20 protein-coding genes, 1 tRNA gene and 4 pseudogenes are annotated in these 21,530 nt (G+C 65.0%); 14 read left to right on the forward strand and 11 right to left on the reverse strand.

What is annotated here, in order from left to right; all coding sequences use genetic code 11:
* The first annotated feature begins 14 nt into the window (after nucleotides 1-14).
* The 9 genes from NVS89_RS17290 (at nucleotide 15) to NVS89_RS17330 (ending at nucleotide 7,604) form a co-directional block, all read left to right on the forward strand.
* Nucleotides 15-1,085 (forward strand): Nit6803 family nitrilase, encoded by a 1,071-nt coding sequence (locus NVS89_RS17290; RefSeq protein ID WP_258734015.1) that lies wholly within the window; start codon nucleotides 15-17, stop codon nucleotides 1,083-1,085.
* Nucleotides 1,030-2,145, forward strand: coding sequence for an MSMEG_0568 family radical SAM protein (locus NVS89_RS17295; protein ID WP_258734016.1), 1,116 nt, complete (start codon nucleotides 1,030-1,032; stop codon nucleotides 2,143-2,145). The genes NVS89_RS17290 and NVS89_RS17295 overlap by 56 nt, the downstream gene beginning before the upstream one ends.
* Nucleotides 2,142-2,714 carry an MSMEG_0567/Sll0786 family nitrogen starvation N-acetyltransferase gene (locus NVS89_RS17300; RefSeq protein WP_258734017.1) on the forward strand — a complete coding sequence of 191 codons (573 nt, stop codon included), beginning with the start codon at nucleotides 2,142-2,144 and terminating at the stop codon, nucleotides 2,712-2,714. The genes NVS89_RS17295 and NVS89_RS17300 overlap by 4 nt, the downstream gene beginning before the upstream one ends.
* 3 nt (nucleotides 2,715-2,717) lie before the next feature.
* A complete protein-coding gene (locus tag NVS89_RS17305; RefSeq protein WP_258734018.1) occupies nucleotides 2,718-3,752 on the forward strand; it encodes a sll0787 family AIR synthase-like protein in 1,035 nt (344 codons plus the stop codon).
* Nucleotides 3,749-4,918: an MSMEG_0565 family glycosyltransferase gene (locus NVS89_RS17310; RefSeq protein ID WP_258734019.1), complete on the forward strand. Its 1,170-nt coding sequence runs from the start codon at nucleotides 3,749-3,751 to the stop codon at nucleotides 4,916-4,918. Before NVS89_RS17305 ends, NVS89_RS17310 begins: the two co-directional genes overlap by 4 nt.
* The gene (locus NVS89_RS17315; protein ID WP_258734020.1) at nucleotides 4,911-5,198 is read left to right on the forward strand and encodes an MSMEG_0570 family nitrogen starvation response protein; all 288 of its coding nucleotides are present in this window, start codon (nucleotides 4,911-4,913) and stop codon (nucleotides 5,196-5,198) included. Before NVS89_RS17310 ends, NVS89_RS17315 begins: the two co-directional genes overlap by 8 nt.
* Before the next feature lie 36 nt (nucleotides 5,199-5,234).
* Nucleotides 5,235-6,500, forward strand: a complete 1,266-nt coding sequence (locus tag NVS89_RS17320; protein WP_258734021.1) for an MSMEG_0569 family flavin-dependent oxidoreductase — start codon at nucleotides 5,235-5,237, stop codon at nucleotides 6,498-6,500.
* Nucleotides 6,497-7,399 (forward strand): Pnap_2097 family protein, encoded by a 903-nt coding sequence (locus tag NVS89_RS17325; protein ID WP_258734022.1) that lies wholly within the window; start codon nucleotides 6,497-6,499, stop codon nucleotides 7,397-7,399. The genes NVS89_RS17320 and NVS89_RS17325 overlap by 4 nt, the downstream gene beginning before the upstream one ends.
* A 130-nt stretch (nucleotides 7,400-7,529) precedes the next feature.
* A tRNA-Gly gene (locus NVS89_RS17330) sits at nucleotides 7,530-7,604 on the forward strand.
* A gap of 183 nt (nucleotides 7,605-7,787) precedes the next feature.
* Here the strand turns inward: NVS89_RS17330 and NVS89_RS17335 are convergent.
* Nucleotides 7,788-8,111, reverse strand: a complete 324-nt coding sequence (locus tag NVS89_RS17335) for a helix-turn-helix domain-containing protein (RefSeq protein WP_258734023.1) — start codon at nucleotides 8,109-8,111, stop codon at nucleotides 7,788-7,790.
* 137 nt (nucleotides 8,112-8,248) lie between these two features.
* On the opposite strand from NVS89_RS17335, the gene NVS89_RS17340 reads away from it, so the two are divergent.
* Entirely contained in the window at nucleotides 8,249-9,049 is an 801-nt protein-coding gene (locus tag NVS89_RS17340) for a hypothetical protein (RefSeq protein WP_258734024.1), read from the forward strand.
* Nucleotides 9,050-9,117: 68 nt separating this feature from the next.
* Complete coding sequence (locus NVS89_RS17345) at nucleotides 9,118-9,597, forward strand: hypothetical protein (protein ID WP_258734025.1); 480 nt, start codon at nucleotides 9,118-9,120, stop codon at nucleotides 9,595-9,597.
* Between the two features lie 205 nt (nucleotides 9,598-9,802).
* On the opposite strand, the gene NVS89_RS17350 is transcribed toward NVS89_RS17345, so the two are convergent.
* From NVS89_RS17350 to NVS89_RS17375, 6 genes are all read right to left on the reverse strand, one after another.
* Complete coding sequence (locus NVS89_RS17350; RefSeq protein ID WP_258734026.1) at nucleotides 9,803-9,964, reverse strand: hypothetical protein; 162 nt, start codon at nucleotides 9,962-9,964, stop codon at nucleotides 9,803-9,805.
* A gap of 275 nt (nucleotides 9,965-10,239) precedes the next feature.
* The gene (locus tag NVS89_RS17355) at nucleotides 10,240-11,478 is read right to left on the reverse strand and encodes a tyrosine-type recombinase/integrase (RefSeq protein ID WP_258734027.1); all 1,239 of its coding nucleotides are present in this window, start codon (nucleotides 11,476-11,478) and stop codon (nucleotides 10,240-10,242) included.
* Between the two features lie 354 nt (nucleotides 11,479-11,832).
* Nucleotides 11,833-14,427, reverse strand: a complete 2,595-nt coding sequence (locus NVS89_RS17360) for a hypothetical protein (protein WP_258734028.1) — start codon at nucleotides 14,425-14,427, stop codon at nucleotides 11,833-11,835.
* Complete coding sequence (locus tag NVS89_RS17365) at nucleotides 14,417-14,617, reverse strand: hypothetical protein (protein ID WP_258734029.1); 201 nt, start codon at nucleotides 14,615-14,617, stop codon at nucleotides 14,417-14,419. Before NVS89_RS17365 ends, NVS89_RS17360 begins: the two co-directional genes overlap by 11 nt.
* Entirely contained in the window at nucleotides 14,617-15,066 is a 450-nt protein-coding gene (locus NVS89_RS17370) for a hypothetical protein (protein ID WP_258734030.1), read from the reverse strand. Before NVS89_RS17370 ends, NVS89_RS17365 begins: the two co-directional genes overlap by 1 nt.
* Nucleotides 15,067-15,102: 36 nt before the next feature.
* Nucleotides 15,103-15,915: a hypothetical protein gene (locus NVS89_RS17375; protein ID WP_258734031.1), complete on the reverse strand. Its 813-nt coding sequence runs from the start codon at nucleotides 15,913-15,915 to the stop codon at nucleotides 15,103-15,105.
* Nucleotides 15,916-16,288: 373 nt separating this feature from the next.
* Here NVS89_RS17375 and NVS89_RS23000 point away from each other — a divergent pair, with 373 nt between their 5' ends.
* Both NVS89_RS23000 and NVS89_RS17380 read left to right on the forward strand, forming a co-directional pair.
* Entirely contained in the window at nucleotides 16,289-16,516 is a 228-nt protein-coding gene (locus NVS89_RS23000) for a transposase (RefSeq protein WP_374114592.1), read from the forward strand.
* Nucleotides 16,507-16,912: pseudogene (locus NVS89_RS17380) on the forward strand (DDE-type integrase/transposase/recombinase); the annotation flags it as partial. The gene NVS89_RS23000 and the pseudogene NVS89_RS17380, both read left to right, overlap by 10 nt.
* Before the next feature lie 30 nt (nucleotides 16,913-16,942).
* On the opposite strand, the pseudogene NVS89_RS17385 reads toward NVS89_RS17380, so the two are convergent.
* Nucleotides 16,943-17,063: pseudogene (locus tag NVS89_RS17385) on the reverse strand (IS5/IS1182 family transposase); the annotation flags it as partial.
* Between the two features lie 385 nt (nucleotides 17,064-17,448).
* On the opposite strand from NVS89_RS17385, the gene NVS89_RS17390 reads away from it, so the two are divergent.
* Complete coding sequence (locus NVS89_RS17390; RefSeq protein WP_258734032.1) at nucleotides 17,449-18,489, forward strand: glycosyltransferase; 1,041 nt, start codon at nucleotides 17,449-17,451, stop codon at nucleotides 18,487-18,489.
* 130 nt (nucleotides 18,490-18,619) lie between these two features.
* Here the strand turns inward: NVS89_RS17390 and NVS89_RS17395 are convergent.
* The 3 genes and pseudogenes from NVS89_RS17395 to NVS89_RS17405 form a co-directional block, all read right to left on the reverse strand.
* Nucleotides 18,620-18,997: pseudogene (locus NVS89_RS17395) on the reverse strand (IS21 family transposase); the annotation flags it as partial.
* Between the two features lie 15 nt (nucleotides 18,998-19,012).
* A pseudogene (locus NVS89_RS17400) lies at nucleotides 19,013-19,768 on the reverse strand (IS5 family transposase).
* A gap of 814 nt (nucleotides 19,769-20,582) precedes the next feature.
* Nucleotides 20,583-21,338, reverse strand: coding sequence for an IS5 family transposase (locus tag NVS89_RS17405; protein ID WP_258734033.1), 756 nt, complete (start codon nucleotides 21,336-21,338; stop codon nucleotides 20,583-20,585).
* Between the last annotated feature and the right edge of the window lie 192 nt (nucleotides 21,339-21,530).

The following is a 21,530-nucleotide window of genomic DNA, read 5'->3' on the forward strand; positions in this document are numbered from 1 at the left end:
CGAAGGAGGTCACGATGGCAGAGAAAAGGCTGGTCCGGGTCGCCGCGGTGCAGATCGCCCCGGACCTCGACAGCGTGGAGGGCACGCTCACCCGCGTGCTCGCCGCGCTGGAGGAGGCGGCGGGCAAGGGCGCGAAGCTCGTCGTGTTCCCCGAGACCTTCGTGCCCTGGTACCCGTACTTCTCCTTCGTCACCCCGCCGGTGCTGACCGGGGGCGAGCATCTGCGTCTCTACGAGAACGCCGTGGTCGTCCCCGGGCCGGTGAGCGAGGCGGTCGCCGCCAGCGCCCGCCGGCTCGGGGTCGTGGTGGTGCTGGGTGTGAACGAGCGCGACCACGGCTCGCTCTACAACACCCAGCTCGTGTTCGATGCCGACGGCACGCTGAAGCTCAAGCGGCGCAAGATCACCCCTACCTTCCACGAGCGGATGATCTGGGGCCAGGGCGACGGCGCCGGGCTGAAGGTGGTGGACACCGCCGTCGGCCGGGTCGGCGCGCTGGCCTGCTGGGAGCACTACAACCCGCTCGCCCGCTACGCGCTGATGGTCCAGCACGAGGAAATCCACGTCGCGCAGTTCCCCGGCTCGCTGGTCGGGCCGATCTTCGCCGACCAGATCGAGGTGACGATCCGCCACCACGCGCTGGAATCGGGCTGCTTCGTGGTCAATTCCACCGGCTGGCTCACCGACGAGCAGATCGCCCGCATCGCGCCGGACGAGAAGCTGCGCAAGGCGCTGACCGGCGGCTGCATGAGCGCGATCGTCTCGCCCGAGGGCAGCCACATCGTGCCCCCGCTCACCTCCGGCGAGGGCATCCTCGTCGCCGATCTCGACATGGCGCTGATCACCAAGCGCAAGCGGATGATGGATTCGGTCGGCCACTACGCCCGGCCGGAACTGCTCAGCCTCAATCTCGACAGCCGGCCCGCCGTGCCCATGCACACCGCATCGCACGCCGAGGCCGCTCCCACCTTCGCCAGCTACGGGAGTGCGCGTGATGAAACCGATGGACCCGGCAAGCGAGCTGCGGCCGATGCCGACGGAACGCCTGATCAACGAGTTGCAGTCCTACGGGGTCCGGCTCGTTGATCCGAGGGCCGGCGCGGACTCGCGCCGCGGCGGCGCGGGCCCCTCGGACCACAAGGCGATCACCATCGACGGCATGACGGTGATGGTGCCGGTGCACACCGCGCCGGCCTTCGAGAGCCCGTATCTGGTCGAGAAGCCGGACGCCTATGGCAGGAGCCGCATCAGCCGCGACGGGCTGGTGCTGGGCGAGGTGTCCTTTCCGCTGCAGCCGAAATTCTACGGGCTGAGCACGGCGGACGGCGTGCCCTATTCGAAGATCGCCGTGCTGCACGGGCGCGACGTGCTGGCGACGACCGTCCTCCAGACCTGCATCCGCTACCAGAGCCGCACCAAGACCTGCCAGTTCTGCGCCATCGGCCAGTCGCTGGCGGCGGGCCGCACCATCGCCCACAAGACCCCGGCCCAGCTCGCCGAGGTGGCCAAGGCCGCGGTCGAGCTCGACGGGGTCAGGCACATGGTGATGACCACCGGCACCCCGCCCGGCAAGGATCGCGGCGCGAAGATCCTCGCCGAGAGCGCGGCGGCGGTGAAGGCGGCGGTCGACCTGCCGATCCAGGTGCAGTGCGAGCCGCCGGACGACGACGCCTGGTTCGCCCGCATGTCCGAGGCCGGGGCGGACGCGCTCGGCATGCATCTGGAGGCCGTCACCGAGCCGGTGCGGGCGCGGATCATGCCCGGCAAGGCGCAGGTCTCGGTGGCGCGCTATTTCGAGGCGTTCGAGGCGGCGGTGCCGGTGTTCGGACGCGGGCAGGTCTCGACCTACATCCTCGCCGGGCTCGGCGACACGCGCGAGGAGATCCTCGACGTGTGCGACCGGCTGACGAGGATCGGCGTCTATCCCTTCGTGGTGCCCTTCGTGCCGATCTCCGGCACGCCGCTGGAGAGCCACCCCACGCCCTCCCCGGCCTTCATGAATGCGATCCTCGGCCCGCTCTCGGGGATGATGATCGCGCGCGGGCTGAAGGCCATCGACGTGAAGGCGGGCTGCGCCAAATGCGGCGCGTGCTCCGCGCTCTCCACCTATGAAAGGCAGGCGCTCGGGCAGGGAGGCTGCTCATGATCTTCGAGCCGTTCCGCCCCTTCCTGCCCTGCGCCTTCCAGGTGAAGTTCGCCACCGCCACCTGGGAGAAGCGCAGCGCCGCGCGGCTGCGGCGCGAGGTGTTCTGCGAGGAGCAGGGCCTGTTCGCCGGCGACGACCGCGACGCGATCGACGAGATCGCCACGCCCATCGTTGCCGTCTCCATGCTCGGCGTGGTGCCGGACGACGTGGTCGGCACGGTGCGAATCCACGAGGAGGCCCCCGGCACCTGGTGGGGCTCGCGCCTCGCCGTGGCGCAGGACTACCGCAAGGTCGGCGCGCTCGGCCCGGCGCTGATCCGCCTCGCCGTCTCCTCCGCCCATGCGCGCGGCTGCACCCGCTTCCTCGCCCATGTGCAGAGCCAGAACGGGTTGCTGTTTCGCCGCCTGCACTGGGCCGTGGTCGAGGAAAAGGAGCTGCACGGGCGCCCGCACCTGATGATGGAGGCGGACCTGCGCTTCTATCCGCCGATCGGCGACGCCGAGACCGGCTTTCAGGCGCATGCGCGCGGCACGCCGGCCCGCGCGCCGCTGCCGCGGGAGGCGGCCTGAGCCATGACCACGCGCACCTCCTCCATTTCCGCCCCGTCCCTTCCGCTCGGCGCTGACGCCTTCGCGGCGGTGGTGGCGAAGCTGCGCGCCTCGGCCGGGCTCAGGGCAAAGGCCGATATCGGCCGCGCCGCCGCCCGGCTCGGCATCGGCGGCACGGACGCGGTGCGCGTCGGCGACGACTGTGCCGCCATTCCCGACGGCGAGGGCTTCCTGCTGTTCGCCATCGAAGGCTTCATGAACGAGTTCGTCGCCGGCGACCCGTGGTTCGCGGGCTGGTGCGGCGTGATGGTGAACCTCTCCGACATCGCCGCCATGGGCGGGCGCCCGCTCGCCGTGGTGGACGCGGTGTGGGCGGCCGGCGAGGACGGCGCGGCGCCGGTGCTCGACGGGCTGCGCGCGGCGTGCGAGCGCTTCGGGGTGCCGCTGGTCGGCGGCCACACCAACCTTTCCACCGATCGCGGCCAGCTCTCGGTCGCCGTGCTCGGGCGCGCCAACCGTCTGCTGACCAGCTTCGACGCCCGGCCCGGCGAGGCGCTGATCGCCGCCATAGACCTCCGCGGGCGCTATCGCGAGCCGTTCTCCAATTGGGAGGCGGCGACCGACGCGCCCGCTCACCGCCTCAAAGGCGACCTCGAACTGCTGCCCCGCATCGCCGAGCGCGGCCTCGCTCGCGCCGCCAAGGACATCAGCCAGGGCGGGGTGGTGGGCACGGCCGCCATGCTGGCGGAATGCTCGAATGTCGGGGTCGAGATCGACCTCGCCCGCGTGCCCGCGCCGGCCGACATCGACCCCGCGCGCTGGCTGATGAGCTTCCCGAGCTATGGCTATCTGCTGAGCGCGAGCGCGGCCGGAACGCCCGCCATCCTGGCGAGCTTCGAGCAGCGCGGCATCGCCGCCGCCGCCATCGGCACGGTGACCGCCGACCGGCGCGTCACCGTCACCCATCAGGGCGCGCGCGAGGTGATCTGGGACTTCACCCGCGACCGGCTGCTCGGCTGCGCGCCCGGCACCGGCACCGGAACGGAGGACGCCGCATGAGCGCGCCCTCCCCCGCGCGGCTGCGCATCGCCATCCTCGCCCACTCCACCAATCCGCGCGGCGGCGTGGTGCACGCGCTGGAGCTCGGCGACGCGCTCACCCGGCTCGGCCACGAGGCGGTGGTGCACGCCCCCGACCCTTCCGGCGCCGGCTTCTTCCGCCCGAGCCTGTGCGGCACGGTGAGCGTGCCCGCGTCCCGCGCCGGCGCGGATGTCGAGGAGATGGTGCATCTGCGCGCCGGCGACTATGTGCGCCATTTCGAACGCGCCGCGCATCGCGAGTTCGACGTCTTCCACGCGCAGGACGGCATTTCCGGCAATGCGCTGGCGACGCTGAAGGAGCGCGGGCTGATCGGACGCTTCGCGCGCACGGTCCACCATATCGACCGCTTCGACCATGCGGGGCTGGAGCGGCTGCAGCGCCGCGCCATCACCCGCGCCGACGGGCATTTCGTGGTCAGCCGGCTGTGGCGGGCGACGCTGGCCGAGGATTTCGGCCTCGACGCCGAAATCGTCGGCAACGGCGTCGACCTCGCCCGCTTCTCGCCCCGGCCGGACGGGCGCGAGGCGGGGCTGCGGGCGCGGTTCGGCATCGGCAAGGGACCGGTCGTGCTCAGCGTCGGCGGCGTCGAGCCGCGCAAGAACACGCGGGCCATCCTCGCCGCCTTCGCCCAGCTCCATGCGCTGATGCCGGACGCCCAGCTCGTGATCGCCGGCGGGGCGAGCGTGCTCGACCATTCGCGCTATGCCGACGCCTTCGCGGCCGAGCGCGCCGCCTCCGGCCTTCCCGAGCGCGCAGTGATCGTCACCGGCCCGCTGCCACATGACGACATGCCCGCGCTCTACCGCATCGCCGATCTGCTCGCCTTCGCCTCGGTGAAGGAGGGCTTCGGCCTCGTCGCGCTGGAGGCGATGGCGAGCGGGGTGCCCTGCGTGATCTCGCGCATCGCACCCTTCACCGAGCATCTGCGCGACGACGAGGCGGTGTGGTGCGACCCGGCCAGCATCGCCTCCATCGCCGATGCCTTCGTCATCGCCCTCAAGCCGGACTGCGCGGCCCGCCTCGCCCGGCGCGGCCCGGCCGCTGCCGCGCGCCACGACTGGGACGCCACGGCGCGCGCGCATGTCGCCACCTATCAACGCCTGCGGGAGCCGGCCCATGCCTGAGATGCTGTTTTCCATCCGCTGGCCGGACGGCCAGGCCGAGCAGTGCTACTCGCCCTCGCTGGTGATCAAGGACTTCCTCCAGCCCGGCTGCAGCTACCCGCTCGACGAATTCCTCTCCAAGAGCCGCGAGGCGCTGAACATCGCCAGCCAGCGCGTCGAGGCCCGCTACGGCATGCCCTGCTCGCGGGCGCTCGGCCAGCTCGCCCGCATCGAGAGCGCCGGCCAGCGCTACCTCGCCACACCCGACGCCCGCGTCACCGTCGAGTCCTTCACCGAATAGCCGCGCGTGACGCCCTCATCGGATCGGAACAACGCCATGAACGAGAACCTCATCCAGCACTACCCGGTCGTCATCGTCGGCGGCGGCCAGGCGGGGCTGTCCACCAGCTACCATTTGCGTGCGCGCGGCATCGACCATCTGGTGTTCGAGAAGCACAAGGCGATGCACAGCTGGCAGACGCAGCGCTGGGACAATTTCTGCCTCGTCACACCGAACTGGCAGTGCGACCTGCCGGGCCATTCCTATGCCGGGCCGGACCCGGACGGCTTCATGAAGAAGGACGAGATCCTCGCCTATCTGGACGGCTTCCGCGCCGTGGTCGAGCCGCCCATCCGCGAGGGCGTCTCCGTGCGCCGGGTGACGCCGCGCGCCGAAGGCGGGTTTCACGTCTCCACCACCTCGGGCGAGGTGACCGCCGACAATGTGGTCGTCGCTTCCGGCGGCTATCACGAGCCGATCGTGCCGCGCATGGCCGAGCGGCTGCCGGCTTCGATCCGGCAGATCCAGTCGGCCGACTACCGCAATGCGGACCAGCTTCCCGAAGGCGGGGTGCTGGTGGTCGGCTCCGGCCAGTCCGGCGCGCAGATCGCCGAGGACCTGCACCTCGCGGGCCGCAAGGTGCATCTGGCGGTCGGCAACGCGCCGCGCTGCGCCCGCTTCTACCGCGGCCGCGACGTCGTCGCCTGGCTGGCGGACATGGGCTATTACGAGATGTCGGTCGACCAGCATCCCCTGCGCGAGGGGGTGCGCGACAACACCAACCACTATGTGACCGGGCGCGACGGCGGGCGCGACATCGACCTGCGCAAATTCGCGCTGGAGGGCATGGAGCTCTACGGCGCGCTGCGCGACTATGACGGCGCCGGCCTCGTCTTCGACACCGGGCTCGCGCAGGCGCTCGACGACGCCGACCGCACCTATAACGGCATCAACGCCGCCATCGACAAATATATCGCCGAGAACGGCATCGAGGCGCCGGCGCCCTCCGTCTACGCGCCGGTGTGGCGGCCGGCGGGCGAGCGCGGGCGGCTCGACCTCGCCGCCTCGGGCATTTCCGCGATCGTCTGGTGCATCGGCTTCCGGCCGGATTTCCGCTGGCTCGACGTGCCGGTGTTCAACGGCGCCGGCCATCCCCAGCACCGGCGCGGCGTGACCCAGCGCGAGGGAGTGTACTTCATCGGCCTGCCCTGGCTGCACACCTGGGGCTCGGGCCGCTTCGGCGCCGTCGGGCGCGACGCCGCGCACATCGTCGGCCATATCGCCGCACGCGCCGAGGGCGCGCTGCAGGGCAGCGCGGCATGAACGTCGCGGTGCCCCCGGCCGGTCTCGCCCCTCACCCTGACGCAGGCGTCGACGCGACGATGCCCGGCGGCGCCGGGCTCGCAGATACGGCGATCGAGGACACGGTGCTGCTCGGCATGCCGCAGCTCTGCCTCGCCGGCCTGTCGGAAGGCTGGCTCCTGAAGGAGCTCGGCCACCGCCACTGGATGGCGCTGGCGCGGCTCGCAGGGCATGCCGTGCCGGACTTCCGCGATGTCGACGGCGCGCCGGTCTATGCCGCCTTCTGCGCGCTCTCGATCGAGAATGCCGATTTTGGCGCGCTCGGCGAGAACGACCGGCTGACGATCTCGTCCGCCATCGCGCGGGTCTCGCGCACCCAGTTCCTCAGCCGGCACCGGCTCTCCGCGCGCGGACGCGAGCGGGGGACGGTGGAGTTGCTCTCGTGCTTCGTGCGGCGTGCCGGCAGCGGCAATCACGCAGTCGCGCGGGTGGCGATCGACGCGCTACCGGGCGCGGTCGCGCGTTCCGGCCTGAGCGAGCGCGCGGCGGCGATGCGCACCGGCCGGCTGACGCAGCACCGCGGCTTTCCGCTCGACGGGGCGGGGGCGGAGGCGGGCGCGCTCGAGATCGAGCCCTGCCCGTCGCAGGACTTCAACGGCGCGGGCTTCCTCTATTTTCCCAGCTTCGTCGCCTTCGTTGACCGCACCGAATGGCGCTTCGACGCCGCGCGGGCGCCGCGGGCGAGCACGCTGCGGCGCGAACTGTTCTTCTACGGCAATGTCGACCCCGGCGAGAGCGTACGCGTGCGCTGGATGGCCGCCCGGCGCGAGGACGGACGGCTCGCCCATCATTGCCGGCTGGAGCGCGCGGGCGACGGCGCCCGGCTCGCCGACGCCTTCACGCTGCGCGCCGCGCCGTGACGGCAAAGGCCCGCCTTTCACGGCCTGTGCGAAACCGCGAGAAAGCCCGTTGCATTCGTCGCGCGGCTGGGGCATAGAGACGGCCCGTTCGGCGCCGAAGCTTTTCACCGGCGCCGGATGTGCGGAGCGGGCGGGCGTAGCTCAGGGGTAGAGCACAACCTTGCCAAGGTTGGGGTCGTGGGTTCGAATCCCATCGCCCGCTCCAGTTTCCATCCCTCACAAACCGGTGTCATTACAAGGTTTGCGGGGATTTCGGGCGGTTGAAATCACAAGCTATTAGCAGGCGTTTGAGGCCCGCGGTCACCGCAGGGTTACAAGTCCGTCGCGGGCATGGCGGTTGAAATCGCGGTGTTGCGGGAGTTCGCTGGGGTTCAATTCCCGACTGTCGTCAACGTGCGCCGCGGCGGCTTGCCAGTGCCTCAACCATGATCGAGACAGTCTCCAAATCGGCCGACGTGAGCACATTCGCTGCTGCGAGCAGTTTGGTCTTGGGGCCGACGACGTCCACCTGAGCGCCGAATGACAGAAGCGCGTTCGGCGAGGTTTCCAGCACCGTGGCGATTCGCACCAGCGTGGCGAGGTCCGGTTCCCGGCGCCCGCTGATGTAGTTGCCATAGCGCCGCTCGCTTAGCCCCGCCCGGCGCGCTGCCTCGGCGTTCGAAATGCCGAGTTCCTCGGCTCTCTTCCTCAGGTTCGATGCGAAGGGCTCCATGGGAACGAATTGTTCCTGACATACCCCACGGGTCCATGTACGTTACGGCGCCACCAGACACGACGAAACGTGGTGTGCGATGGCAGCCATCTCGCCATGGGCTGAAACCGCTCGCCGCGATGTGCAGGTGGGCGCGGATGAAGCATCAATATGTCGGCGACATAAACGACTACCGGAAGTATGCGCTGCTGCGCGTCCTATCGGCCGGCGGGGCCATCCGCATCGGCGTGTGCTGGATGTTGACGCCGTCGGATGGCAGCAGCGACGGCGAGAAGCGCAGATACCTCGAGCAGCCAGAGCGCTATCGCCGTTTCGATCCCGAGCTCTTCGACGAGCTTTCGCTGGTCAGCCCCGAGCCCGACCGGCGGCGGCTGGAGAGCATCGAGCAGAGCGGCATCGTTCCCGGCGCAACCTACTTCAACGCGGTCCTTACCGACGCAGCGGACGAGCGCATGCGGTTCATGGCGGACTGTCGACGCGAACTCGCCAATGCCGACCTTGTCTTCTTCGATCCGGATAACGGCCTGGAAACGACCCTACATCGAGGACGAAAGGGTTCGTCCAAATTCCTTTATCTCGACGAGGCGGCGGCGTTCTACGCGGCTGGCAAGTCGCTGCTGATCTACCAGCACTTCCCGAGAGAGAAGCGCGAGGCCTTCATCGCCTCCTGCGCCGCTCGGCTCTATGCCGTTGCACCCGCGGCCACCTTGTGCGCGTTCCGCACGGCCCACGTGGTCTTCCTGCTCTTGAACCATCCCGAGAGCCCGGCGGCGCTCACCGAGGCTGCGCAACTGGCGAGCACCAAATGGTCCGCCAAGGCTCGAGCGTCGGCAAAGTGGCATAGGGAGGATTTCATTCTCGGGAGCTTCATTCCCTCACTCACGCACAACCCTCTGGCTGCTCTGCTGGCCGAACTGGATGACGACACGGCCGAATAATTGACGGCGAATTGCGGCCGATTTTTTCTGATTATCCTTATGTTTCAATCATCTAGAGAGATTTCGACATGACCGATGCACGTTTGGTCTGCGCGGCGCTGCTGCCCGCGCTGGCGCTCGCCGCCTGCAGTTCCTCCAGCGCCGTGCGCACATCCTCGGACACCGCGATCATCCAGACCAGCGCGGCGCCGGTATGCCGCGGTAGCGGGGCCGCACAGGTCGCCCAGAAACAGGCCGCCATCGAGACCATCAAGGCCGGCTATGACCGCTACATCATCGTCGATGCGCGCAGCGCCAACAATGTCAGGATGATGGAGACGCCCGGCTCGGTGCAGACGACCGGCGTGGTACAGGGTGGGTTCTACAACGCGACCAGCACCTATCGGCCCGGCGTTCCCGTCGTCTACGGCACCCACGACCAGGCCTTCGCGATCCGCATGTTCCACAATGGCGAGCCCGGCGCGGAGCAGGCCGTGCCGGCGCGCGAGATGCTCGGCGAAAACTGGGCGGATCTGGTGAAGGCCGGCCGCGTCAACACCTGCATGTGAGGCGGGTGCGGCGGCGCCGGACGTACATGCATATGCGGTCGAACCTCATCGCAGGCCTGATTGGGGCCCCAGTCAAAGCCGCAAGGAGGGACCCGCGAGTGGGGGGAGGGTTTCGCCTCCCGCCCCGGAGAGGCAGACATGACAGCGCGGGCGCCGGTCATCCCGGCGCCCGCTGCGCTTTCGGTCGGTCGTTCTTACCGGCGCATCAGTCCGGCTGGGTGGCGAGGTAGTCCTCGACCTCGCACTCGCCGAACTCTTCCAGCGCCCATTCGATGTCCTCGGGATCGAGTTCCATCATCACCGCCACTTGCTCGAGCGGGAACCACTCGACGTCGCCGGTCCGCTTATCCGTCACCATGATGTGCATGGCGTTCTCCTCTGCTGAACAGGACAGGAGAGCACGGCGAAAATCGGCGCACAATTATTCCACGCGGCAACCTTGTGATAGCAAAAGTGCCAGCATCTGCATGCGAGCTCGCTGCATGCCGCTCCATGCCCCAGGGAGCCCCGCTGACGGGCGCCGGCGCGGGCCGGTAGGCTGGCCGCGGCCAGCCCGCGGCGGGCGCCGGCGTACTGCTGCCGCCCCGTCGCGTAGCTGACGTACGGCCCGCCAGCCGCCAGCCGCCGCACTGAGCCTTTGCTCTACCGCGCATAAGCCCGGTCGAGCGCCTCGATGGCGGCGCTGCCGTCGCGCACGGCCTGGGTGTAATGGCCGAGGGTCACGGTCGGATTGGCATGCCCGGCGATCTGCGCCACCAGCCCGACCTCGATGCCTTCGGCCTGCAAGGTCGAGATGAAGGAGTGCCGGGCCGAGTGCGGCGTGACATAGGGCAGCTTCAGCGCCTTGAACGCCGGTGCCCAATAGCGCTTGCGGAAATTCTGGTAGAGCAGCGGCCCGCCGCCGCCGAGCCGGGGCTTCGGCCATTCCTGCAGCCGGCCGGGGCCGGGGAAGACGCGGTGCAGCTCCTTGCCGAGCCGAGGGCAGCGCAGCCGCCAGGCGAGCAGCATCTCCCGAAGGACAGCGCTCATCGGGATGGTGCGCGTTCCCGCCTCGGTCTTGGTCATTTCGGTGAGGCTGCCGTCGCGCTCTTGGATGCGCACGATGCGGATGACGTTCCGCTCAAAGTCGACCTCTGACCAAAGCAGGCCGAGCTGCTCCGAGGGCCGGGTACCGGCGAGGAAGGCGAAGGCGTAGTAGAGGCCGTGCTCGGCATCCTCGCGCGCCGCGGCGATCAGCCTGCCGATATCCTGCGGCGTCAGGATGGCCTTCTTCGGCTTGTGCCGCGCCCGTGCAAGGCCGGTCGGCATCGAGGGCGCGCGAACCTTGAAGTCCTCCTCGGCGAGCGCCAGGATCGAGATCAGGTGGCTCTTTGCCCGGTTCGCAGTATAGGTGCCACACTGGTCGACGACGGTGCGATGCCATAACCGGATCGCCGCCGTGGTCAGGTCGGTTAGCTTTACATGGCCGAGCAGCTTGAGGAAGCGGGCGCCCTTCGGCGCGAGGCCGCTCTCGGTGTAGTCGGCGCGCTCCTGCCTCGTGCCGACCAGCAGCGGGCCGCGGATCGCGCCGTTCACCACGACGCGGTAGCCCTTCAAGGTCGACGGCTTCACCTTGCCGACCTTATCGGCAAGCCAGTGATCGATCGCCTCGGCGACCGTCGGCACCTTGGCCTCATCGATATAGGATCCCTCGGCGACCTTGAGCAGCAGCTGGCTGCGGTAGGCCTCGGCGTCCTTCTTGCGGTCGAAGGCCTTGCGGCGGCGCTTCCCGGTGTCGGGATCGCGGTATTCGCAATAGAACTGCGCATAGGCGGCAGTCTGGCCGCCCTTCAGCTTGCGGCGGCGGGTGGTGGAGGTGATCGACACCTTGAAGTCGTTCATGGGGATGGCTCGCTCCAGGCAAAAAAGCCGAAGGAAAACACAGCGGGTGTGACCCGCACAATTAATCGCGGCGGCGCCTCAGAGGGCCTCCAGGCGGTCGAGACGGTGACCTGCGCGGTAACCTCGGCCAGTGCGAATGGGGCGAAGCCGCGTCGTCGCGCGGCTCCGGTGGCCTCGGACTCCACGCTTCCCGAGGTGGAAATCGCGGACCGGCGAGGCGCGGGCATGAAGGACGGCCGGTACGGACGGACGCCCATACGGCACCCATAGGGGGCATGCGGCAGGGCGCGCGGCGCGCACATACCCCTCCCTCCCCTATAGTGTGTAGGTGTCCGTCCGTACCGCGCCGCCGCCTCAGAGCGGCGAGTCGAACTTGGAGGGGATTGGCTCGTCCGGCAGGTAGTGCAGCGGAATGCCGAGAGCCCGCTTCTTGCCCAACAGCTGGAAGTGAACCGGATCCTTCGGGGTGAAGGCTCCCTCCAGCTTGCGCAGAGCGCGCTCCCAGGCCTTCTGCGCCCAGGTGCTGCCGCGGAACGCCTCCTCCATGCGAGGCGCGCCGTTGGCGATGTAGAGCGCCGCCTTCTCGCCTTCGGTGATCAGCCGCAGGCCGAAGCTGGCGACCACCATCTCGGCGTCGCCGAGGTCGTTGGTGCGCCCCTTCTGGCCATTCCGAAGGCAAGCTAGCCAATGCCCGAGAGGATAGCCGTCGACGATATGCGAAAGGAGATGGTCGAAGCACTCCTGCGCGTCGTCGCGGTCGACCTCGAGGGCGTGGCGCTCGATCGCCGGTGCGTATTCGACGGCGAGCGCCTTCGCCTCGTCATCGGTCGGCACCCGGCCATTGAGAGCGACGAAGCCCGCGCCGATCAGGATGCTCATATTCTGCCGATGCCGCCGGTCTCCCGTCAGGTGGAGATCAACGGCATCCGCCGCCGGCTGCACTAGATGCGCCAAAGCGATCATGTGCGAGCACCAGGCCGATCCTGTCGAGCGGAAATAGGCCTCGTCCTCGGCGATGCGCCGGGCGACATCCCGGTCGTTGTCGTGCATCAGCAGCTCGAACATCGAGATGCGGGATTGGTCAGCTGGCGACATGCCGCGCGGATTGATGGCGCTTAACAGAAAGGTGGTACGCAAACTGAAGCTCATCGCCTTACCCTCGGGCGTGCCCTTGAGCACCGGTACGTCGGCAGAAGAAGCACTGCGCGCCAGCCGGAGGACGTTCCGCAGCGTCGTGCCGTTCTGGTCACTCTCGAACTCATCGAGAAGGATCGGCCGGCTATCCGGTCCCAGGGTCTGGCGGATGCCTGCCTCCGTGCTCTGCCCATCGGCGGAGATGGCGAGCGGGCTGAGCACGATGGAAGCGACAGCGTGGATTGTGGTCTTGCCTGATCGGGCCGGCCCGTAGACGAAGCTATGAGGCCGCCAGGGGAGCGCACCGCAGACCGGCGCCATGGCGAACCAGCCGAACAGGAGCCCGGCATCCTGAGGGCTACGCCATTTGTACCGTCCGAGGTGATCCCTCAGGCGCTGAGCGTCGAAAGGCTCCTGGTCCTCGAGCGGAATGACCTCGAAGCAGAGGTAGAGGTATCGCGCGCTCACGACCGGCTTGCCGAGATTTACGACGACCTCGCCGTTCTCGAGCCAGATGCCGCGACCGCGGATCCGGGAAAGCTCGAACGGTCCCGCCCGGCGACAGGCCTTTAGGAGCGCTTCGCCGGCTGCAGCATAGTTCGCCGATCCGGGCTTCTGTCCCGGGAACTGGCGTCGCCAGAACCCCGACTCCGCCAAGCCGATGAGGTACTGCTGCGACAGCAATTGCTGCGCAGAAGCTAGGATCACGATCTTCCGGACAGGGTCAAGCAGGGCGTAGTCGCCCTGCTTGGTATAGCCCAGCGGGATAGGACCGGCCGAGCCGGGATCGTAGCCGGTCCCCAGCTGCACCGGCGAGGTGATGGTCCCAAGGTGAGCGCAGCCGTCGCAGAAGCGCTCGTTGCCGAGCTCGGAGCAGACGGCGTCGCATGTGCGCGGCCCTGCCTCCTCGAACGCCCGACGGAACTTTTTGTCCGCCTCGCGCGCGTCATAGCCGGCGTGCCGGGCGCTGTACTGGTGGAAGATGGCTTCGCCATCGTCACAGCGCGCGGTGATCGACGCCGCGGCGTACCAGTTGGGCTCGTCGCACGTCGCCGCGCCTTCGCCGGTACAATGGCGGTACCAGGGACATTCTCGCTGTATGAGCGCATGGTCCGCCAGCTTGGCGGTGCGACTGCGCTCCGGTGCGACTTCCTCGTCCGGTAGACCCCGCTCCAGTTCGGCCAGCGTTAATCGGTTCTCGGGGGAGAATTCGATGACCTCCACCGGCTTCGGAGTGCCCGACTTGTGATTGAAGGTTGTTGGCACCCGAAAGACACGGGCGAGGTCGCTGACATTGTCGATCTCGTAGCCGGCTTGAGCGAAATGCTCGGCTAACTCCCGCGTGAATTGTCGAAGGATGGTCTGAATCCGCTTCCGATCGCTTAGATTGCGGATCACGAAGGGCTTGTCGAAGCCGAAGATGCAATGGAGGCCGTTCCCGCTATGTTGGACCAAGAGCGGCTGGGCCGTAAACGAACGCATCAGTTCAAGGGCTGTGTCGCGATCAGGCGGATATCGCTTGGAGCTGTCCTTCGCTTCGGCAAAATCGAGATCGACGAAGGCGCCGGGAACGACCATGGCGGTGTCGTTTGAGCCGCGTGCCGCCGGACTCAGATCGCCGGGCTGGCTGCTTAGCCCGAGATAGAGATCCTCGGCACGCTTGCGCTCTTCGACATCGCGAAGAAGCCGGGGGATATCCCCCGGCTTGTAGGAGCTGGTCTTTTTCGTCTGGCGGCTCCAGAGCTTGATCTCGCCTTCGAAATCCGCACCCCAGAGCGCCTTGACAAAGGCTGTCAGGCTGAACTCAGCGCTCATCGAGCCCTCCATGCCGGCAGGATTCGATGTAGGCGAGCACCTCGGACAGCTTGACGAGGCGACGCGAATTGTACGGCGTGTACGTGGGAAAGCAGCTCCGCTTCGCGGCGCGCTGAAGCTGCCAATACCGAGCGCCTACGCGCTCGGCGGCTTCCTTCAGGGGCATGAGCTTCTCGGTTTGAGCTGTCATCAAACCGCCTCCGACGCCGCAGAGATCAGGCGCTTTTCCCAGGCCCCTCTTCCGAACGAGCGAACCAAAATCGCCCCGCGGACACTCCACTCAATGTCGAGAACCTTTTCGCCTGCCCATATCTCGAGGCCATATTCCATGGCATCTCCAAATATTGTCGGGTTCTCAGCGATAAGGCTCACAAGTTTCGGGTGAGCCGCACTCAATTCAATGTCGATCTCGTGGCCACAAACGACTGCAAGATCGGCAGAAAATCGAAACCTGCACTGCGTGTCTATGACCGCGCTGTGCACGCCAGAGTAGCAGATGAGATCGACGGCTGCTTGGCGGACAGCCAACATCCTCTGATCTCGCGGTGTTCCTTGGAAGTCATTGCCGCAGTGGGCCATCGGCCCGCGCTGGGGCGGCTGGGGCAGTAGTATGGTCCGTGGGTCAAGGGTGTCGCTCACGACGTTCTCCTGGTTTAGGGGAACGCCCTTTTATGCTCACCGTTTGCGTTGTACCCGCGCCCCCCCCGGGTCCGCGGGCGAGAAGCCCGCCCGGCTCAGCGGAGGTAGGACCGCTGGCGTGACGTAGGGGGACTTCGTCAATGTCTCAAGTTTCTTAATGCCCAGCTTATAATACTCATTTCGTAAATCGCCCTGCTCCTCGTCAAGCAATCGCCCATACCAATCGATTGGGTAAGGGCCCCAAGGCATCAATTTGCTGGAAATCACATCCTTACATATGTCGGCTAATTCCCGACCGGCCTCCTCGCGATCAAACACTGATAGAGATCGTGCATTCGTTTTGATCCAGAACGCAAACCAATAGCGTTGAATTTCTGTGCTTCCTTGAGCGCCCACCAATTTATTCTCAACTAACCCGGATTCTGTCTCCGGCAAGCAAATAAGAAGCTCACGCTGTGCATATAAAATTTGCAATCTACTCCATGAAAGCAGAAATTCTTGCGAAACATGCCGGTCATCCAGCGCCGACTGAACTACTGCAAAATGATCCACCCGCTCGATTTTAGATCGAAGGAATTTCGGCGGCAGCATGGACGGGCTTATCACTAGCCCCAACTCAAGCGCGAGGCCGACAGCCATGTCCCTGACGATTCCGTCTCCGAGTCGGGCGACATAGATCGCCGTCCCGAAGCTCCGCTCGCGCCATTCTTGCGCGTCGATCAGTCCGTACGTCAGCCGACTTAGCTTCAGCCGCTCGTACTCGTCCTCGCCGATCAGGCGCCATCCTTTAAGCTCGCTAGCGATCCTATCGAACTCAGATTGGATCCATGTCCAGTCGATCTCTGTCATGCCTGACAGATAGATCGGCCGAGCGGCCGCATAAAGGCCTCACGGCTAATGCCGTTCCACGCTCCCGTGCCTACGTGGCTGCGCCGCTGCGGAAAAGCGCATAGCGGGGCACGGATAGGCACGGTGTGTTCGAGACGTAGGAAAGGGTCGGGCGCAGCTTCCGAACTCAGAAGTTCTGCCAGAAACGTGCCGTTCAGTTGCTTGCGTAGAGTCCGGACATCGGCTCGAAGCCTAAGGGCTAGAACTGACCTGCCACTGAAGTTTCATCCAGCGGCGATTAGAGCCCCGGCCGTCTCTGTTACGCCCTGATGGCCTGCTGCCGGTTTTCGTGGACACGAAGATAAGATCGTGACCACGGACCTGGAGTGCAGAAATGGTGAGACGGAAGTTCAGCCGCGAGTTCAAGATCGAGGCGGTGAGGCTGGTGACGGAGCGCGGGGGGTCCGTGCCGCAGGCCTGCCGTAGCCTCGACCTGGTGGAGAGCGTCCTGCGACGCTGGATGAGAGAACTGTCGGATGCGCCGGGCTTGGCGTTTCCCGGCAACGGTCAGCAGCGCGCCGAGCTTGCCGAGATAGCCGCCCTGAAGAAGGAAGTAGCGTGATCGACCTCTTCTCCCGCAGGGTCGCCGGCTGGTCGATGAAGGCCGAACAGGATGCAACCCTCGTGATGGACGCGCTGATGATGGCGATCTGGCGCCGCGGCAAGGCCGACGCTCTCCTCCATCACTCGGACCAGGGGGCGCAATACAGTAGCGAGCAGTTCCAGCGCCTGGCTGCCGACCACGGCATCGCCTGCTCGATGAGCCGGGCCGGCAATGGAGAGCTTCTTCTCGTCTCTCAAGACCGAGCGCACGGCCCGCAAGACCTACCGCACCCGCAACGCGGCAAGGGCCGCCGTCTTCGACTACATCGAACGGTTCTACAATCCGAAGCGCCGACACTCGACACTGGGATTTCGCGGCCCAATCGCCTTCGAGGAACGCGCTGTGCTACCCTAACCCGGTGTCCACGAAACCGGCAGCAGGCCAGATGCCGCTGATCACGCGGCGGTCGTCAACGCGCGGCTTGCTGCGCGTATCCGTCGGCAGATGCTGTGCAATCAATCCGCGCGAATTGCGCATCCGTGAGCCAGAAACGATCCCGATTCATCCGCGCTTCCTCCCGGAAGCCGCGAATCACACCAGGCCAACGAAACCAACCAATTTATGGATCCGAGCCCTAAGCCTAGCCACCATTCACGCATATGCGTACGGTTAGTAGGGTAAAGCATTCGATTCGGAGGACGAGGTTATCAAATTGAGAACCAATACGCGGGCAAACTGAACTGAGATGCAGCAAGAAAGGAGGCTCTGCTCGCCATGTCGGCGGTGTTATTGTGTTTTCTTCAGCGCCGGCGCCTTTATATTGTTCTTCGCGTCTGACGGAACGAAACATAAGCGCATGGTACGGAGAGGCTTGTTTAAGCCCATTAAGGATAGATATGTCCAGCACTTGTAATTTGAGTTCCGACACTCAAGCTGACGACGCTCCGATCGTGATCGATCTCTTGCTTGCGACCCGTCGACGCGAAATGACAGGGGTTGAAAGATTTGGAATTCAGCTTGCGAAAGAACTAAATCGGCAGCATAGAAATGTGGTCACCGTGTTGAACGATGATTATATTTCGGATGCTGCGTTCCGCAGTATTAAGATGAAAGCCGGCTTCAGAAATTGGCTTATGTTGCCTTTTGCCTTGAAGCGAAATGGACTTTCCACTGCCAACGTCATTCTCCCCAGTTTCCCTGGAAGTCCATTATTCCGGTTTTCAGGAAATTCGACTTTTCGCGTCGTACACGATGCCTTTCCTTGGACGCGTCGTGGTATGGCCAGCTTGCAAAGTCAGATTATGTTTGATTATGCGGAGAAGCTTTCTATATATAGACATGAAAAAGTTTTTTCTCCAACAATTACTGTTGCAGACGAATTAAATAATATTTTTCCGCGACTTAATACAATAGTATGCGGAAATGCTATAGGACTTGATATTGCCGGCGAGGTTGAGGAGCAGGTGCCCCTCCTCGGAAAATCCTATTGTTTAGCGGTTGGTACAGTTGAGCCTCGAAAAAATTATCAAAGACTATTGAAGATAGTGCCAGAGTTGGCGATCCGCGGTTGGAAGCTTGTTATTGTCGGTCGCTCCGGATGGGGAGAGGACGTGGCCCAACTCGAAGATATATCATCCGATCCTAATGGTCCTGTGATTTGGTATAAAGATGGTGAGGATAAGCAACTTCGTTGGTTATATTATCACGCTAGCTGCTTTATATCGTTGTCTCTTGCGGAGGGGTTTAACATGCCGCTGGCCGAAGCTGCTGCGGCAGGATTGCCGACGGTTTGCAGTGACATTGCGATACATAGATCGGTTGCTCCCGACTGGGCGTATATCGCGTCCGATGAGGCGGGGCCGGTTGAGATCGTCAATGCGATTTCGTCTCAAAGCATGAGGGGACGCCATGATGGAACTAAGTATATAAAACAATATTCGTGGAGTTCCGTTTCTAGGCGTATGTTAGAGAGCATTATTCACCCAAGATAGTTTTGTTTAGGCGACGGCATATAATAATGTTTATATTCGAGCATATATTTCAATTTATCATGGAATCTGATGCGACGAAGGCGTGAGTGCTACAATATTTCTGGTGCCTTCGTTCTACTTTTTTTGGATAGCGCTTGTGATGAGCGAGGCAGGAGGGGAACGCGCTTGACGCGTTCGATGAAGCCGTCGAACTGCATCGACATCAGGTGGCGAATTTCCTCCGCCCACACATCGGCGATCGAGCCGGTTTGCGCCCCGTGCACGATCTGTATCCACAGCTCCTGGTACTTGATCTCCCCAGCGGAAAGACGTTCGGCATCGGTTGCCAGAGCCGATGATTGGCATCCTGGATGTTTTTCGCAATCTGCCCCTTCTTCCAACCGCAGGCCGGCTTGCACAACTCTGCCTTGGACAGGAAGTGGCTCACCATGGCCGAGAAGAGGATATTGACCTAGCGCTCCTTGCCGCGGCCGACTTTGTCGACGGCCGTTGGGATGTTGTCATCGATGTCCAGGCAGCGGACTCATGACGCGTTGATCCAGACGCGTGTTGCGGCGAGCTTGAGTGCTGCAAGAAAGTTGTCGGGGCGGCGATCGTAGGGTATAGCGAGGCCCCGCATCTGCTTGATGCGGTTGAAAAAACGCTCGATCTGGGCCCTCCGGTGGTAGAGCCTTGGGCTGAAGGCGAAGGCCCGCTTGCGGATGACACGTGGCGGTACCTTGGCGAAGGCGCCGCGTTGCGTCGTCTCCGCGCGGATGGCGTCGGTGTCGTAGGCCTTGTCGGCGAGAAGAATGCCTCCCGGGGCGATGCGGGCCAGGAGTTCCCGCCCTGGAGGGGCATCGCCTGCCTGTCCCGCGGTGAGGGCAAGGCGGATCGGCTTGCCTTCAGCATCGACCAGCGCATGGATCTTGGTGGTCAGGCCGCCCCTCGAGAGTCCCTTGCAACGATCGTCATGCCCCCTTTTTGACCGCAGCGCGGTGCTGATGCACCCGGACACAGGAGCTGTCGATCATCACAATGTCGCCGTCATAGGCGGCCGAGACCGCTTCCAGCAGATGGTCCCAGACCCCGGCGGCCTGCCAGCGCACGAAGCGGCTGTAGAGGGTCGTGCGCGGACCATAGGGCTCCGGCACATCCCGCCGCGGAGCGCCGGTACGAAAGCGCCAGAGGATGCCGTTGATCACCCGGCGATCGTCCACACGCGTCACGCGCGCACCTTGTTCGGCAGCAGCGGCGCGATGATCGCCCATTCCTCGTCGGACAGTTCGCGAGGGCGCATCTCTCAGGCTCCCGGTTCGGGAGCTTGAATCACGACACGCTAAGGCGCGCAAATTTATGGAGCCACGCCCTAGCCGCGGCACGTCACTCAGCACCCGGGAGGCGTGGTTGTGGGTATCGAACGGCAACCCGTGAGTCTGCGCGGCAGGTAGGCTCGCAGCGTAAACGCGCGGCTATAGGACAGTTTGACGTGAGCGACCTGCAGCTTGGTCCGCTCGCCGGCGATGATCGCCCAGTACGAAGGCCTCCGGCACCAAAGTGCCGCGGCGGCTGGTTTGCTGCTTGCGCAGCCGGGCTACCTTCCAGTCCCGCGCAAAGGTTACGACCCGATTGTACGCCCCTTCGTAGCCGAGGCTCACCGGATCTGCTTGCTGCTGCTTGACCGTGCCTTTGTGTTTGCATGACTTGCCGACCTTGACCCGCAGCATCGTCGGCAGCTTGTCGGCATATGGATCGTGGTTGCTCGAGCGCTGAAGGACCTGAAATCGGGGTTCGAGGCCGCCCGCCCACAGGCACTTGCGGACTATGTACCGCGAGAGGCCGGTGCGGCGAGATATGTCCCCGATCGAACAACGAACCCGATGAGGCCAACTCCGAATGACGCTCAACAAATCCGTGTCGATTACTCCGATGTCCTCCGCGTGTACCGCGTGAGATGTGGTGAAAACATCGGTCACTCCTCGATGGAAAAAGCCACCTCCACCGGTTCAGATCTCAGTGGAATTCGATACTCGATCTTCAGCGGCTCGTTTTTATCGACGAGACAGGTCTGTCCACCAAGATGGCCGCCCTTCCCTAGGCTCAGGACTCATTGATCAGAGCCAGAAGATGACGGCGGCTGCGATGCGGATGGCGGAGAAGAAGGTGTGGGCGCATCGGTCGTAGCGGGTGGCGATGCGGCGCCAGTCTTTCAGTTTTGCGAACAGGTTCTCGACCTTGTGCCTCTGGCGGTAAAGGGCCTTGTCGTAGGCGAAGGGGCGTTTGCGGCTCCGCGACGAGGGAATGCAGGGTGCGATCCCCTTGGTGGTCAGCGCATTCCGGAACCAGGCGCGGTCATAGCCCCGGTCAGCAATCAGGGTTCGGGCCGGTGGCAGGGTGTCGAGGACGAGGCGGGCGCCCTTGTGGTCGCTCATCTGGCCTTCGGTCAAAAGCATGACGATCGGCCGACCCTCGCCGTCGCAGACGGTGTGGAGCTTGGAGTTCAGGCCGCCCCTTGTGCGACCGATACGGCGGGGAACAGCCCCTTTTCTTAAGAGGCTCGCCGCGGTGCGGTGGGCCTTGAGATGGGTGGCATCGATCATGATGCGCTCAGGCTTCGGCCCTTCGCCGGCAAGGCTGGCGAAGATGCGATCGAACACCCCGAGCCGGCTCCAGCGGATGAAACGGTTGTAGAGCGACTTGTGCGGGCCGTAGGCCTTGGGCGCATCTTTCCATTGCAGGCCATGCTTGATGACATACACGATGCCGCTCACCACCCGACGGTCATCGGCCCGCGGCACGCCATGGGCCAGGGGAAAGCACGGCGAGATCCGCGCCATCTGACGCTCGCTCAACAGGAACAAATCGCCCATCTCAGCCTCCTCGACGAAGACTGTGAATCACAGCTCAAATGCAATTAATAGGTCCTGAGCCTAGGGAGCGCCGTCGGGCTGGTGTTCCTCACGGACGACGGAAAACGACGACCTTCGCGGAGCCCCGAGCCTCGGCGGCATGACCGTCCGCTCGCCGACGACGGAGCCATGAACGACATGGTCTTCCTTGTC

Origin of the sequence: Ancylobacter mangrovi, assembly GCF_024752355.1 — a bacterium.
Taxonomy (GTDB): Bacteria; Pseudomonadota; Alphaproteobacteria; order Rhizobiales; family Xanthobacteraceae; genus Ancylobacter; species Ancylobacter mangrovi.